Source organism: Sandaracinus amylolyticus (assembly GCF_000737325.1).
Classification (GTDB): Bacteria; Myxococcota_A; Polyangia; order Polyangiales; family Sandaracinaceae; genus Sandaracinus; species Sandaracinus amylolyticus.
The window spans coordinates 4706764-4720962 of sequence record NZ_CP011125.1 but is presented as its reverse complement, the minus strand read 5'-3'; the positions used below and the strand labels follow the sequence as shown (position 1 = coordinate 4720962).

Genomic DNA, 14199 nt, shown 5'->3' with positions numbered 1-14199 from the left:
CACGAGCGTCGCGCCCCGAAGGGCTGCCGTCGGTGATCGTATGAGCGGCCCCAAATACATCTGCATCCACGGCCACTTCTACCAGCCGCCCCGCGAGAACCCGTGGCTCGAGGCGGTCGAGCGGCAGGACTCGGCGTACCCCTTCCACGACTGGAACGAGCGCGTGTTCGCGGAGTGCTACGGGCCCAACGCCGCGGCGCGCATCCTCGACGCGCACGGGCGCATCGAGCGCATCGTCAACAACTACGCCTCGATCTCGTTCAACTTCGGGCCGACGCTGCTCTCGTGGATGGAGCAGGCGCAGCCCGAGGTCTACGACGCGGTGCTCGCCGCCGATCGCCGCGCGCGCGAGCTGCGCGGCGGGCACGGCTCCGCGATGGCGCAGGTCTACGGGCACGTGATCCTCCCGCTCGCGAACGAGCGCGACAAGCGCACGCAGGTGATCTGGGGCGTGCGCGACTTCGAGCGTCGCTTCGGGCGCGCGCCGCGCGGCATGTGGCTGAGCGAGACCGCGGCCGACGTCGCGAGCCTCGAGGCGCTCGCGGAACAGGGCATCCGCTTCACCGTGCTCGCGCCGAACCAGTGCCGCCGCGTTCGCGCGAAGGGCTCCGCGACGTGGCTCGACGTGAGCGGCTCGCGCGTCGACACGCGCCGCGCGTACGAGGTCGCGCTGCCGAGCGGGCGCTCGATCGCGGTCTTCTTCTACGACGGCCCGACGTCGCGCGCGGTCGCGTTCGAGCGACTGCTCGACGACGGCAAGACCTTCGCGCGGCGGCTCGCGTCGGTGCTCGACGATCGCGTCGAGCCGCAGCTCGTGCACATCGCGACCGACGGCGAGAGCTACGGGCACCACCACCGCTTCGGCGAGATGGCGCTCGCGTACGCGCTGCAGACGATCGAGCGCGATCCCGACGTGCGCCTCACGACGTACGAGGAGTTCCTCGATCGCCACCCGCCCGAGTGGCAGGCCGAGATCGTCCCGAACACGTCGTGGAGCTGCGCGCACGGCGTCGAGCGATGGCGCGCCGACTGCGGGTGCAAGACGGGCGGTCCGCCGCAGTGGAGCCAGGCGTGGCGCGCGCCGCTGCGCGCGGCGTTCGACTGGCTGCGCGATCAGCTCGTCGAGGTGTACGAGCGCGAGGCGCTCGGCCTGCTGCGCGACCCGTGGGCGGCGCGCGACGACTACGTCGACGTCGTGCTCGATCGCGGCGACGACGCGCTGCGCCGCTTCTTCGGGAGGCACGGCGCGCCGCGGCCCGAGGGCGCGCTCTCGCCGCGCGAGGTCGTGCGCGCGCTCGAGCTCCTCGAGATGCAGCGCCACGCGATGCTCATGTACACGAGCTGCGCGTGGTTCTTCGACGATCTCGGCGGGCTCGAGACCGTGCAGTGCATCCTCTACGCGGCGCGCGCGGTGCAGCTCGCGACGGAGATCGCCGGCGACAAGTTCGAGGCGGGCTTCCTCGCGCGGCTCGCGCGGGCGCGCAGCAATCGCCCCGAGCTCGGCGACGGCGAGCGCATCTACGTCGAGCGCGTGCGCCCCGCGATGGTCGATCTGCGAAAGGTCGGCGCGCACTTCGCAGCGAGCTCGCTGTTCGAAGAGTACCGGGCGCGCGAGCGCGTGTTCGGGTTCGACGTCGACGTGACGGATCGCGAAGAGGCGCGCGCGGGTCAGGCGCGCATGTCGATCGGCCGCATGGAGGTGCGCTCGCGCGTCACCCAGGCGAGCGAGGATCTCGAGTACGCGGTGGTGCACCTCGGCGATCACAACCTCAGCGGCGGCGTGCGCGCGTGGCAGGGCGACGCCGCGCACGCGTCGCTGCACAACGCGCTGCGCGCGGCGTTCGGTCGCGCCGACATCGCCGAGGTGCTGCGCGCGCTGGAGCGCTCGTTCCCGAACGCGACGTACACGCTGCGCACGCTCTTCCGCGACGAGCAGAAGAAGATCCTCGACGAGGTGCTCGCGTCGACGCTCGAGGGCGTGGAGCGCGACTACGAGCAGATCTACGCGCAGTTCGCGCCGCTGATGCGCTACCTCGCGAGCCTCGGTCAGCCGGTGCCGAAGGCGCTGCATCAGGCCGCCGAGTACACGCTGACGGCGCGGCTGCGGCGCGAGCTCGAGCGCGGCGCCGGCGTGGATCTCGAGGGCGCGCGTGCGCTGCTCCAGGAGGCGCGCGACGCGGGCATCGTGGTGCAGCGGGACGAGCTCGGGCTCGCCGCGCAGGCGTCGCTCGAGGAGCTGCTCTGCGATCTCCAGCGCGACCCCGACGATCGCGAGCTGCTCGAGCGCATCCGCGCGATCGCCGCGTTCGCGGGCGAAGCCGAGCTGCGCTATGCGCCCGCCGTGGCGCAGAACCGCTTCTACGCGATGCGCGAGACCGTGTACGTCGCGCGCCGTCGCGCGCTCGGGCCCGATCAGCGCCCCGAGAACGACGCGTGGCTGTGCGCGTTCGCGGAGCTCGGCGCGCAGCTCGGTGTGAAGGTCGACGGATGAGCGATCCGAAGAAGGACGACGACGCGCTGCGCGTGCCCGCGGCCGCGCCGCTCGAGGCGCAGATCGGCGCCGCGCTGCCGCGCTTCGTCGCGGTGATGCGGCGCTTGCTCGGGCCCGGCGGGTGCCCGTGGGATCGCGAGCAGACGTTCGAGACGATGCGTCCCTTCGTGATCGAAGAGGCGCACGAGGTCGTCGACGCGATCGATCGCGCGTCGCCCGACGCGCTGCGCGAGGAGCTCGGGGATCTGCTGATGCAGATCGTCTTCCTCGCGGAGCTCGCGCGCGCGCGTGGATGGTTCGGCCCCGACGACGTGGTCGACGCGATCAGCGACAAGATGATCCGCCGTCATCCGCACGTGTTCGGGGACGCGCAGGCGTCGACGCCCGCAGAGGTGCTCGAGCGCTGGGAGCGCGACAAGGCGCGTGAGAAGGGCGCGTCGGGCGAGCCGAAGGGCGCGCTCGACGGAGTGCCCGTCGCGATGCCCGCGCTCCTGCGCGCGGTGCGCGTCGGCGACAAGGCCGCGCGCGTCGGCTACGACTGGCCCGACGCCGAGGGCGCGCGCGCGAAGATCGACGAAGAGCTCGCGGAGCTCGACGAGGCCGCGGCATCGGGCGATGCGACGCGCACCGAGGAGGAGCTCGGTGATCTGCTGTTCGCGCTCGCGAGCTGGTCGCGCAAGAAGACGATCGACCCCGAGGCCGCGCTGCGCGGCGCGCTCGATCGATTCACGCATCGCTTCCGCGACGCCGAGCGCATCGCGAACGAAGAAGGGCGCCCGCTCGCGGAGCGCAGCGCGGACGAGCTCGACGCGCTGTGGCGACGCGTGAAGGCGCGCGCCCGCTGAGGCCATTCAGCCTCCGAACGCGAACGTCCCATCCCCGAACGTAGGACGTGAACACGCATCGTGGGCGGAAGCATCCAGCTCATGTCGCTGTTCGCGCAACGAACGCACACTGCTGGCGCGGGCTGGTCTATGCTGCTCGCTGTGCCCGCGTACGTGATCCGACTCGGTCCGCAGCGCATCCGCCTGTACCCGGGGGTTTCGCGCGTCGGTCGCGACTCGCTCTGCGAGATCCAGCTCACCGACGAGTCCGTCTCGCGTCGACACGCGACGATCCGCGTCGACGAAGAGGGCGCGAAGCTCTCCGACGACGCGAGCCGCAACGGCGTGCGCGTGAACGGAGAGAAGATCCGCGGCGCGCATCTGCTGCACGACGGCGACAAGATCCGCGTCGGCACCGTCGAGATGCAGTTCGAGGTCGAAGACGAAGCGACCGACGCCGGTCTCTTCGGCGCGGGCACGCGACCGCTGCCTCGACCGGGATCGGGCGAGCCCGATCCGCTCGCGGCGCTGAGCCCTCGCGAGCGCGAGGTGCTCGCGCGCCTCGCGCGCGGCGAAGCGCATCGCGACATCGCGGAGGCGCTCGACGTGAGCACGAAGACCATCGAGACCTACCGCGCGCGCATCGGTGAGAAGCTCGGCGTGAAGGGCCGCGCCGACCTCGTGCGCCTCGCGCTGCAAGCGGGTCTGCTCTCGCCGGATCGCTGATCGTCGCGCGAGCGCCACCTCGAGCGCGGACACACGCGCGGGGTGTACGGGTTCTCCCGGATACTTCGATCGCTGGTGGAATGACAGTTCTACCGTGCGATGCTGCCACCGCTCCGTTGCGCCGGTCTGGTGCTCGCGCTCCTCGTCTGGGCGCTCGATCCGAGACCCGCGCGCGCCGACGGCAGCGCCCTCGATCAAGCGATCGAACACGTCGAGAACGCCGACTTCGCGAGCGCGCTCGCGGCGTTCGAAGAGGCGGAGTCGGCGTCCGACCTCACCCGCGACGATCTCGTGCGTCTCTACGCGCATCGCGCGACCGTGCACTTCGCGCTCGGCGAGCAGCGCGCGATGGAGGCCGATCTCGCGCGCCTCGTCGCGCTCGATCCCGACGTCACGCTGCCCGCGTCCGCGCCGCCGCCGGTGCACGAAGCGCTCGAGCGCGCACGCGGTGACGTGCAGCCACCCACGCTCCGCGCCGATGCGGTGCCGACGGGCGCCGGCGTCGAGGTCCGCGCGCGCGCCGAGGAGCACGGCGCGGATCTCGTGCGCGGGCTCCGCGCCTGGGCGCGTCGTGATCGCGACGGGGAGGACGCGTGGCGGCGCGGAGATGGCGGCGCGATCGCGGTCGAAGCGTCGCCGGGCGAGACCGTGCTCTGGTACGCGGAGGCGATCGGCCCCGGCGGTGCGGTGCTCGCGAGCGAGCGCTCGCGCGTCGAGCCCGGCGCGCTGATCGTGCCCGAGCCGCCGCCCGCGCCGAGCGGCGGCAGCGACGACTCCACCGCGTGGTGGCTCGTCGGCGGTGGCTCCGCCGCGGTCGTCGTGGGCGTGATCGTCGCCGTGGTGGCGGTGGTCGCGACGACGGAGCCGAGCACGACGCTCGGCGGACCGACCCTGGTGCCGTGACGTGAGGACGCTGTGATGACGCCGGCCGCCTCGGACGAGCTCCGCGAGATCGCGATCCCGCAACCCGCGCCGGCCGCGCCTCCACCGACCGTCGGCCGCTATCGCGTGTGCGGCGAGATCGCGAGCGGCGGCATGGCGAGCGTCTACCTCGGCGTGTCCGAGGGCGAGACCTCGCCGGGCGCGGTGCGCGCGATCAAGCGCGTCCATCCGCACCTCGCGCGACAGCGCGCATTCGTCGAGATGTTCGTGGACGAGGCGCGCATCAGCGCGCGCATCAAGCACCCGAACGTGTGCGAGGTGCTCGAGTGGGGCGAGGCCGACGGCACGTTCCACCTCGCGATGGAGCTGCTCGCGGGCGAGCCCGTCGTGACGCTGCTGCGAAGGCTCAAGAAGAAGCCGCAGCTCCTGATCGATCCGCGCTGGCATCGCTGCGTCGCGCGAATCGTCGCGGGCGCGTGCGCGGGACTGCACGCGGCGCACGAGCTGACCGACGACGAAGGCGAGCCGATGTTGATCGTCCATCGCGACATCTCGCCGCACAACCTCTTCGTCACGTGGGAGGGCACGGCGAAGGTCGTCGACTTCGGCGTCGCGAGCGCGAAGCACCGGCTGCATCACACGACCACCGGCACGGTGAAGGGCAAGTTCGCGTACATGTCCCCGGAGCAGCTCCAGGGGGCGAAGGTCGATCGACGCGCGGACGTGTGGGCGCTCGGCGTGGTGCTCTGGGAGCTGCTCACGGGGCGCCCGCTGTTCCGGCGCAACACCGAGAGCGAGACGATCTTCGCGGTGCTCAAGGAGAAGGTGCCGACCTTCGCGAGCGTGCGACCGCAGGCGCCGGAAGCGCTCGAGCAGATCGCGCGTGCCGCGCTCAAGCACGATCTCGCGCGCCGTACGCCGACCGCGAAGGTGATGCAGGACGCGCTCGAGGCGTGGCTCGCGGCGCAGGGCGGCTTCGAGGCGAGCGACGTCGCGGCGCTGCTCGACGAGCTCATGCCCGGCGAGCGCGACGCGTACCACGCGTGGTTGCAGAAGGCGCTCACCGGCGGGAACACGCTCACGCCGCAGCGCGAGGCCGAGCTGACCGCGCCCGCACCCGCCGCGACCGGGAGCGCGCGCGTCGAGCTCGACGATCAGTCGATGATCCAGCGACGCGCCCAGCGAGGGCGCGCGCGATGGATTCTGCTCGGCGTCGGCGTCGGGCTGCTGATGTCGATCGGCGGAGGCGCCGCGGCGTGGGAGCTCGCGCGCGGATCGAGCCGCGACACGACCTCGGTCGGGACGACCGAGCGACCGCCCGTGACGCACGCGCCGGCGCCTGCGGTCGAGCTCCCGCTCGCTGCTGCGCCGCCGATCGACGTGACGCCGGTGCCGAGCACGCCCGCGCTCGCGCCGACACCGCCCGCCGCCGAGGCCGCGCCGATGGTCACGGCCGAGCGCCCCGCCGCGCCCGCGACGGCGGTCACTGCGGTCCGTCAGGCCGCGCCGCGTGCCGCGCGGATCGCCGCACGCGCCGTCGCCGACGGAGACGACGACGGCTCCGGCGTGGGCTCGCTCGACGTCGCGACGCCGGGCGGCTGGGCCGAGGTGTGGCTCGACGGACGTCGCCTGGGTCACACGCCGGGCCGCTTCGAGCTGCCGGTCGGTCGGCACACGCTCGTGCTGCGCCCGGGAGGCGGCGGCGAAGAGCGGCGCGCCGCCGTTCGCATCGTGGGCGGCCAGCTCGCCCGCCTGCGCGTCGAGCTCGCGGAATGATGCGCGCCACGTTCGCCCTCCTCGTCGCGATCCTGCTTCTCGCGTGCGAGCGCACCGAGGAAGTGCCGTGGGAGATCCGGAGCGCGGATCCGAGCGCGCTCGAGAGCGCCGCGGTCATCGAGACCACGGTGCGCCGCGGCGGCTGTGAGGGCGTGCTCGTCTATCGCGAGTCGATCGCGCCCGATCGCCCGGGGCCGCGACCGCAGGTCGGCCGCGGCCTCCACGGCTTCGCCGCCGAGGTGCGTGATGCCGAGTGCCGTCCCCTGGTGCGCGGCTGCGTCGAGCGCGATCTCCCGCTCCGCGCGGGCGAGCGCGTCGAGCTCGTGCTCGAGCGCGTGCTCCCCACCGCCGCGTGCGCGGCGAGCGCGTGCGTCGATGGCACGTGCACCGATCGCGACGCCGGCGCGGTCGAGACCGGCGATGCCGGGACGCACGACGCAGGCATGCAGGACGCGGGCGTTCCGCCCGACGGCGACGGAGGCACGACGACCGAGGACGCCGGCGCGGAGGACGGCGGGATCGGCGTCGATGCCGGCGCGCCGCCCGACGCTTGCGATGGCGCCGAGTGGTCGGGGCACTGCTACAGTTTCCGTAGCGCGACCCACGACTGGTCCACCGCCGAGGCCGCGTGCGTCGCGTGGCGCGGGCACCTCGTGAGCATCGGCGGCCCGGACGAAGAGGCGTTCGTGCGCACGCTCGCGGGCGGCGCGACGTACTGGACGGGCCTCAACGACCTCACGGTCGAAGACATCTTCACGTGGGTCGACGGAAGCTCGTCCTCGCACCGCCACTGGGGCCCCGGCGAGCCCAGCGGCAACCCTCAAGCGCACTGCGTGCTCGACGACCCGACGACCGACGGCTGGGCGCTGCGACGCTGCCGCGAGCTCCAGGCGCACGTCTGCGAGCGCTGAGCCGCCGCCCTTCGCGCCCACAGCGGAGTGCGCCGCGCCACGGACTCGTGGTCCGATGTCGCCAACCACGGAGTAGGTCCGCGGGATCACTGGATCTTTCCCGGCACGACGGCACGCCCCGCCGCGCGAACGTGGCCACTTGGCCTTCCAGGATTGCTGGAATCAGGACTGACGGTCTAGGCTCGCGCCGTGGCCCGAATCCTCCACATCGAGGACGACCCCAAGAGCCGCTTGCTGGTCCGCAAGATCCTCGTCGCCGCGGGGCACGAGGTCGTCGACGCAGGCACCGGGCTGGAGGGCATCCGCCTGGCGGGCGAGGTCAGCCCCGAGCTCGTGCTCGTCGACATCAACGTGCCCGATCTCGACGGCTACGAGGTGACGCTGCGCTTGCGCGGGATCCCGCGCCTCGCGGGCGTTCCGATCGTCGCGATCACCGCAGAGGGCGATCGCGCGATGAGCCTCGCGGTCGGCTGCGACGGCTTCCTCGAGAAGCCGATCGATGCGCGGCGCTTCCCGAAGCAGATCGAGAAGTACTTACGTGGGCACCGCGAGCGCGCCGAGGACAACACCGGCGAGATCCACCTGCGCCAGCAGTCGCATCGCATGGTCGAGCGGCTCGAGAAGAAGATCGTCGAGCTCTCGCAGGCGAACACGCGCCTCGAGGAGATGATGCGGCTGCGCCGCGAGTTCCTGCGGAACCTGTCGCACGAGCTCGCGACTCCGATGACGCCGGTGGTCGGCTACCTGAAGCTGCTGCTCGGCGAAGAGCTCGGTCCGCTCACGCCGGTGCAGCGCAAGGCGCTCACCAGCGTCGACGCCGCGACGTCGCGCCTGCGCTCGCTGATCGACACGCTGCTCGACGTCAGCTCGCTCGAGACCGGGCGCCTCCACTTCTACGCGCGCGACTACGACTTCGCGCAGGTCGCCGCCCGCGCGATCGACGAGAGCAAGCCGCGCTTCGACGATCGGCGCCTGACGCTGCGCGACGGCCGGAGCAAGGAGGCGCTGCTCGGGACGGGCGATCCCGACAAGCTGCGACGCGCGATGGCGCACCTGCTCGACAACGCGGTGAAGTTCACGCCGCCGGGCGGCGAGGTCGCGATCGCGGTGCAGCGCGTCGCGGGCGCGACGCCCGAGGATGCGTCGTACGAATTCGTCGTCGCGGACAACGGTCCGGGCGTGCCGCCCGATCGCATCGCGAAGATCCTCGAGCCGTTCTATCAGGTCGACGGATCGGTCACGCGACAGCACGGCGGCGTCGGGCTCGGCCTCGCGTTCGCGCGTCGCGTGGCGGAGGCGATGGGCGGCGACGTGGCGGTGCACAGCCCGCCGAGCCCGGCGCTCGCGGCGCGCGGGCTCACGGGCACCGAGGTCGTGCTGCGCGTGAAGGTCCGCCCGCGGATCCCGGCGAGCACGCATCCGATCGAGTAGATCGATCGGGTGCGCATCTACCTCGATCACCACGCCGCGACGCCGCTCTGCGAAGGCGCGCGCGGCGCGATGGACGAAGCGCGCGAGCGAGGGTGGGCGAACCCGGCGAGCGTGCACGCCGCGGGTCGCGCGTCGCGCGCGCTGCTCGAGAAGGCGCGCGATCGCATCGGCGCTTCGATCGCGGCGACGCCGGCGGAGATCGTGCTCACGTCGGGCGGCACCGAGGCGTGCAACCTCGCGGTCCGTGGGCTCGCGCGCCCGGGCTCGCACGTGATCACCACGACGATCGAGCACCCCGCGATCGCGATGAGCGTCGAGTCGATCCCGGGATCGCGCGTGACGCGGCTCGCGGTCGCGCGCGGGCGTGCGCCGACCGCGGACGAGGTCTCGCGCGCGATCACCGGCGACACCTCGCTCGTCGCGGTGCAGTGGGTCAACCACGAGACCGGCACCGTGCTGCCCGTCGCCGAGATCGCTGCGTCGTGCCGCGCGCACGGAGTCGCCTGCGTGATCGATGCGACGCAGGCGCTCGGGAAGATCGCGATCGACGTGCGCGCGATCGGCGCGACCGCGATGGCGTTCGCGTCGCACAAGATCGGCGGTCCGGCAGGCGCGGGGGCGCTCTGGATCGCGCGCGACGCGCCGGAGCTCGCGTCGCTGATCGTCGGTGGTGCACAGGAGCGCGGGCGGCGCGCGGGCTCGCCCGACGTGATCTCGCTGTCGGGCTTCGGCGGTGCGTGCGCCTCGATCGACGAGCGGCTCGCGGCGATGCCGACGATCGCCGCGCGTCGGGATCGGATCGAGCGCGCGCTCGAGGAGCTCGGCGCGTCGATCAATGCGCGCGAGGGCGAGCGGGTCGCGACGTGTGTGAGCGCGAGCGTTCCCGGGTGGCGCGGCACCGCGCTCGTCGCGGCGCTCGATCTCGAAGGGCTCGAGGTCGCGAGCGGCGCGGCGTGCTCGTCGGGGCTCGATCGGCCCTCGCCCGTGCTCGCCGCGATGCACGAGGACGAGCCCTGGCGTGCGAGCAGCGCGCTGCGGATCTCGCTCGGGCCCGAGACGAACGACGCGATGATCGATCACGCGATCGCCACGCTGCGTCGCGTGCTGCCGCGCGCCTGAGAGACTTCAGATCGCGTCGAGGTTTCGATCGATCGGATCAGCGCGCGTCGCGATTCGGATCGCAAGTGCGCGAAAGAAGATCGAAATCGATCGCGTGCTCTCGCGCGATCGAGCGTTCGCTCGAATGGAACGCGAGGGATCCAGATGTTCAGCGGTCGCATTGACGATCGCGCGCCGTTGCGCCAGGTCGAGCGCGGTGAGCGGTCCCGAGCGCGTGTTGGTCGCGATGAGCGGCGGTGTGGACTCGTCGGTGGCAGCGGCGCTGCTGCGCGAGCAGGGGCACACGCTCGTCGGCGTCACGCTGCACCTCTGGGACGCGACCGGCGAGAGCAAGGTCGGTCGGTGCTGCGCGCCCGAGGATCGCGACGACGCGCGACGCACCTGCGAGGCGCTCGACATCCCGCACTACGTGATCGACGAGCGCGAGGCGTTCCGGACCGAGGTCGTCGATCCCTTCCTCGACGCGTATCGCGGCGGCACCACGCCGAGCCCGTGTGTCGCGTGCAACCAGTACGTGAAGCTCGGCCGGCTCGCGCAGCTCGCGGATCAGCTCGGATGCACGAAGATCGCGACCGGGCACTACGCGCGCGTCGAGCTCGATCCCACGGGCCCGGTGCTCCTGCGCGGCGCGGATGCGAGCAAGGATCAGAGCTACTTCCTCTACGGCGTACCGAGCTCGATCCTCGCGCGCCTCGTGCTCCCGCTCGGCGGGATGACGAAGGATCGAACGCGCGACGAGGGCCGTCGCCTGGGCGTGCCGAACTGGGCGAAGAAGGACTCGCAGGAGCTCTGCTTCGTGCCCGACGGTGACATCGGCGGGTTCGTCGAGCGCGAGGCGGGCGCCGGCACGGCGGGCCGGATCGTCGACGAGACCGGCGCCGTGCTCGCCGCGCACGACGGCGTGCAGCGCTTCACGATCGGACAGCGCAAGGGCCTCGGGCTCGCAGGGCCCGCGCCCGATGGCAAGCCGCGCTACGTGCTTCGGATCGTGCGCGAGACCGGCGACGTGATCGTCGGCGGCGAGGACGGTCTGCGCGCGGACGCGCTCACCGCGCGTCACGTCACGTGGATCGGCGACGCGCCGCGCGAGGCGTTCGAGGCCGAGGTGCAGATCCGTCACCGCCACGCGGCGTCCCCCGCGCGCGTCGAGCCGACCGCGGACGGGTTCGTGGCGCGCTTCGCCTCGCCCCAGCGCGCGGTCGCGCCCGGTCAGGCGGCCGTGGTGTACGTTGGACCGCGCGTGGTCGGTGGTGGCACGATCGCCTGAGATCATGCGCGCGCTGCTCGGGATCGGGATCGCGACACTGCTCGCGTCGTGCTCGGTAGGACAGGGCACCGGCGAGCTCGTGGGATCGGTCGTCGATCCGCTCTGCGAGCTCGACGAGCCCGCGTACTCGCTGCGCCCGACGTTCTTCTCGGCCGACGTGATCGAGGATCGCGGCGACCCGGACGACGACATCGCGCGGCGGCTCTCGCTGCGCATCCAGCGCGGCAGCTTCCGCGAGGGCGAGAGCGACGGGCTCGTGGTGCTCGTGCAGGACGCGAACGAGCTGCAGCGCACGTCACTCGGAGTGCCGATCCCGCTCACCGCGCTCGCCGAGGCGCCGGTGAAGATGACGCTCTACCTCAACGAGACGTGCGACTCGGGGTTCCCGCGCGAGTTCTGGCGCATCCCGCTGATCCTCCAGGCGTACTCCGGCACGATCACCTTCGACGCGATCTACGCGCCCGACATCGACTCGACGCAGACCGAGATCAGCGCGACGTTTACCGACGTCGTGTTCGACGATCCCGAGCGCCCTGGCGAGCGCACCGCGCGCGTGTCCGGGAGCTTCACGTTCTTCTACCAGCGCGGGCGTCCCGCGCAGACCTTCCCGTAGTGAAGTCGATCGAAGGGCGCGTCCGAGGGCTCGCGAAGGACGGCGACGCCGTGGTCGAGACCGAGCGCGGGCTGGTGTTCGCGCCCGGCGGACTGCCCGGCGAGCGCGTGCGCGTCGAGGACGTGCGCAAGGAAGGCAAGCTGCTGCGCGCGCGTCGCCTGGTGGTGCTCGAGCCGTCGGCGTCGCGCGTCGAGCCCGCGTGCGCGCACGTCGCGCGCTGCGGCGGGTGCCCGTGGATGCACGGCTCGGCGGAAGCACAGGCCGAGGCGAAGCGCGCGACGGTCGAGCGCGCGCTCGCCAAGGTGCCGCGCGCGTCGAGCGCGGTGTCGCTCGCGATCACGCAGCCCACCGCGATGTTCGCGTATCGCGGCCGCGCGCGGCTCGCGTGGAAGGGTGGGGCGCTCGGCCTGCGCGCTCGGCGCGACGAGCGCATCGTCGACGTCGAGCGCTGCCTCGTGCTGCGCCCCGAGCTCGACGCGGCGCTCGCGCTCGTGCGCGCTCGGCTGCGCGCGCACCTGTCGGGATCGGGCGAGATGCAGCTCGCGATCGGCGCGGGCGGACGCGCGGTGATCGTGATCGAGACCGACGCGGTGCTCCCGCGCGCGGCGTTCGCGGAGCTCGAGGCGATGGTCGCGGAGGGGACCGTCGCCGGCGCGAGCGTGCGCGCGGGCGGTGCGAGCGTCGCGACGCGAATCGGCGATCCCCGCGAGGTCGGGCGCGACGTCGAAGGTCGCGTCATCCACGGCGCGATCGGCGGGTTCAGCCAGGCCCACGACGAGATCAACGCGGCGCTCGGCGCGCGCGTGATCGCGTGGGCCGAGCCCCAGGGCGCGCGCGTGCTCGAGCTCTACTGCGGGCACGGCAACCTCACGCTCGCGCTCGCTGCGCGCGCTGCATCCGTGCGCGCCGTCGAGCTCTCCTCGGGCGCGACCGAGGCGTTGCGCGAGAACCTCGCGGTGCATGATCTCCGCGCCGAGGTGATCACCGCCGACGCGCTCGCAGGCGTCCCGACCGGCAAGAAGGAGCGCGTCGACGTCGTCGTGCTCGATCCTCCGCGCACCGGCGCGAAGGAGGTGATCGATCCGATCGCCGCGCTGCGCGCTGCGCGCGTCGTCTACGTCTCGTGCGATCCCGCGACGCTCGGCCGCGATCTCGAGCGCCTCGCGACCCACGGCTACGTGCTCGCGCGCGTCGAGGCGTTCGACATGTTCCCGCAGACCGCGCACGTCGAGACGGTCGCGCTCATGATCCCGCGCGCTTCGTCGTGATCATCGCGCGCAGCGCCTCGGCTGCGTGCGACAACGCCGCGCCTCGTCGCCAGAGCACGCGATAGGTGACCGGCGGCAGCGCGCGCAGAGGCCGCGCGTGGAGCCCGTTCGGTACGCGACAGAACGCGTTCACGATCGCGAGGCCCAGGCCCATGCGCGCGAAGTGCGCCATCAGCTCCCAGCCCTGCGCCTCGACCGCGGGCGACCACACGAGCCCTTCCGCCTCCATCGCGCGCGCGATCGCATCCCGGTGCGGCGCGCCGATCGGAGGGACGATCAAGCGCTCGCCCGCGAGGTCACGCAGGCGCAGCGCGCGCTTGCGCGCGAGCGGGTGGCGCCTCGGGATGAGCACCTTCGCGCCGACGTGCGCGAGCGCCTGCGCCTCGAGGTCGTCGGGAACGCTCGCGAGCGCTGTGACCGCGAGCTGTGCCTCGCCGCGTCGCACCGCCTCGAGCGCGGTCGGCCCGGAGCGCGTCAGCAGGCGCAGCGGTGCGAGCGCCTTCCCGTGGAACGCGCGCACGGCGGGCCCCAGCAAGTACAGGAACGCGCCTTCCCCCGCCGCGAGGACCACCGGCTGAGAGCTCGCGCCGGCACGCAATTCGTCGCGGAATCCGCGGATCCGCGCGTCGGTCTCGCGGGCGAACGCGAGCACGCGCACGCCGTCCTCGGTGAGCTCCACGCCGTGCCCCACACGCCGGTAGAGCGGCACGCCCAGCTGCTCGGAGAGGCGCGCGATCTGCCCGTGCAGCGTCGCCTGCGAGACGTGCAGCGCGCTCGACGCGCCCGCGAAGGTGCCGTGCTCGGCGAACGCGACGAACGCGCGGAGGAGGTCGAGATCCATCGTTCGGATTCTCCGATCGATCGTCGGGATTCTTCAACGGACGCGAATCC

General features: G+C 72.8%; 12 protein-coding genes. 11 read left to right on the top strand and 1 reads right to left on the bottom strand.

Annotation, left to right across the window (positions count from 1 at the left end):
- The first annotated feature begins 40 nt into the window (after positions 1-40).
- The 11 genes from DB32_RS20070 to DB32_RS20020 all read left to right on the top strand — a co-directional run bounded on the left by DB32_RS20070 (position 41) and on the right by DB32_RS20020 (position 13308).
- Complete coding sequence (locus DB32_RS20070) at positions 41-2491, top strand: DUF3536 domain-containing protein (RefSeq protein ID WP_053234241.1); 2451 nt, start codon at positions 41-43, stop codon at positions 2489-2491.
- Positions 2488-3336: a nucleoside triphosphate pyrophosphohydrolase gene (gene mazG, locus DB32_RS20065; protein ID WP_053234239.1), complete on the top strand. Its 849-nt coding sequence runs from the start codon at positions 2488-2490 to the stop codon at positions 3334-3336. Before DB32_RS20070 ends, mazG begins: the two co-directional genes overlap by 4 nt.
- 81 nt (positions 3337-3417) lie before the next feature.
- Positions 3418-4041: a LuxR C-terminal-related transcriptional regulator gene (locus tag DB32_RS20060; RefSeq protein ID WP_083457528.1), complete on the top strand. Its 624-nt coding sequence runs from the start codon at positions 3418-3420 to the stop codon at positions 4039-4041.
- Between the two features lie 99 nt (positions 4042-4140).
- Positions 4141-4944, top strand: a complete 804-nt coding sequence (locus DB32_RS20055) for a hypothetical protein (protein ID WP_053234235.1) — start codon at positions 4141-4143, stop codon at positions 4942-4944.
- Between the two features lie 15 nt (positions 4945-4959).
- Positions 4960-6699 (top strand): serine/threonine-protein kinase, encoded by a 1740-nt coding sequence (locus DB32_RS20050; RefSeq protein WP_053234233.1) that lies wholly within the window; start codon positions 4960-4962, stop codon positions 6697-6699.
- Positions 6699-7610: a C-type lectin domain-containing protein gene (locus DB32_RS20045; RefSeq protein WP_169791493.1), complete on the top strand. Its 912-nt coding sequence runs from the start codon at positions 6699-6701 to the stop codon at positions 7608-7610. Before DB32_RS20050 ends, DB32_RS20045 begins: the two co-directional genes overlap by 1 nt.
- A 189-nt stretch (positions 7611-7799) precedes the next feature.
- Complete coding sequence (locus DB32_RS20040; protein WP_053234229.1) at positions 7800-9041, top strand: hybrid sensor histidine kinase/response regulator; 1242 nt, start codon at positions 7800-7802, stop codon at positions 9039-9041.
- A gap of 9 nt (positions 9042-9050) precedes the next feature.
- Positions 9051-10160 (top strand): cysteine desulfurase family protein, encoded by a 1110-nt coding sequence (locus DB32_RS20035; RefSeq protein WP_169791492.1) that lies wholly within the window; start codon positions 9051-9053, stop codon positions 10158-10160.
- Between the two features lie 196 nt (positions 10161-10356).
- Positions 10357-11427 carry a tRNA 2-thiouridine(34) synthase MnmA gene (gene mnmA, locus DB32_RS20030; protein WP_240481227.1) on the top strand — a complete coding sequence of 357 codons (1071 nt, stop codon included), beginning with the start codon at positions 10357-10359 and terminating at the stop codon, positions 11425-11427.
- A 4-nt stretch (positions 11428-11431) separates the two neighbouring features.
- Positions 11432-12040, top strand: coding sequence for a hypothetical protein (locus tag DB32_RS20025; protein ID WP_157069210.1), 609 nt, complete (start codon positions 11432-11434; stop codon positions 12038-12040).
- Entirely contained in the window at positions 12040-13308 is a 1269-nt protein-coding gene (locus DB32_RS20020) for a class I SAM-dependent RNA methyltransferase (protein ID WP_053234224.1), read from the top strand. Before DB32_RS20025 ends, DB32_RS20020 begins: the two co-directional genes overlap by 1 nt.
- On the opposite strand, the gene DB32_RS20015 is transcribed toward DB32_RS20020, so the two are convergent.
- On the bottom strand, positions 13283-14149 hold the full coding sequence (locus DB32_RS20015) for a LysR family transcriptional regulator (RefSeq protein WP_053234222.1): 867 nt from the start codon (positions 14147-14149) through the stop codon (positions 13283-13285). The two genes, DB32_RS20020 and DB32_RS20015, sit on opposite strands and share 26 nt — an antisense overlap.
- Between the last annotated feature and the right edge of the window lie 50 nt (positions 14150-14199).

Excerpts from the sequence above, each read along its gene's own strand:
- DB32_RS20060 (WP_083457528.1), top strand. The coding sequence starts at position 3,418 with ATGTCGCTGTTCGCGCAACGAACGCACACTGCTGGCGCGGGCTGGTCT.
- DB32_RS20050 (WP_053234233.1), top strand. The coding sequence starts at position 4,960 with ATGACGCCGGCCGCCTCGGACGAGCTCCGCGAGATCGCGATCCCGCAA.
- DB32_RS20055 (WP_053234235.1), top strand. The coding sequence starts at position 4,141 with ATGCTGCCACCGCTCCGTTGCGCCGGTCTGGTGCTCGCGCTCCTCGTC.
- DB32_RS20045 (WP_169791493.1), top strand. The coding sequence starts at position 6,699 with ATGCGCGCCACGTTCGCCCTCCTCGTCGCGATCCTGCTTCTCGCGTGC.
- mazG (WP_053234239.1), top strand. The coding sequence starts at position 2,488 with ATGAGCGATCCGAAGAAGGACGACGACGCGCTGCGCGTGCCCGCGGCC.
- DB32_RS20070 (WP_053234241.1), top strand. The coding sequence starts at position 41 with ATGAGCGGCCCCAAATACATCTGCATCCACGGCCACTTCTACCAGCCG.
- DB32_RS20015 (WP_053234222.1), bottom strand. The coding sequence starts at position 14,149 with ATGGATCTCGACCTCCTCCGCGCGTTCGTCGCGTTCGCCGAGCACGGC.
- DB32_RS20025 (WP_157069210.1), top strand. The coding sequence starts at position 11,432 with ATGCGCGCGCTGCTCGGGATCGGGATCGCGACACTGCTCGCGTCGTGC.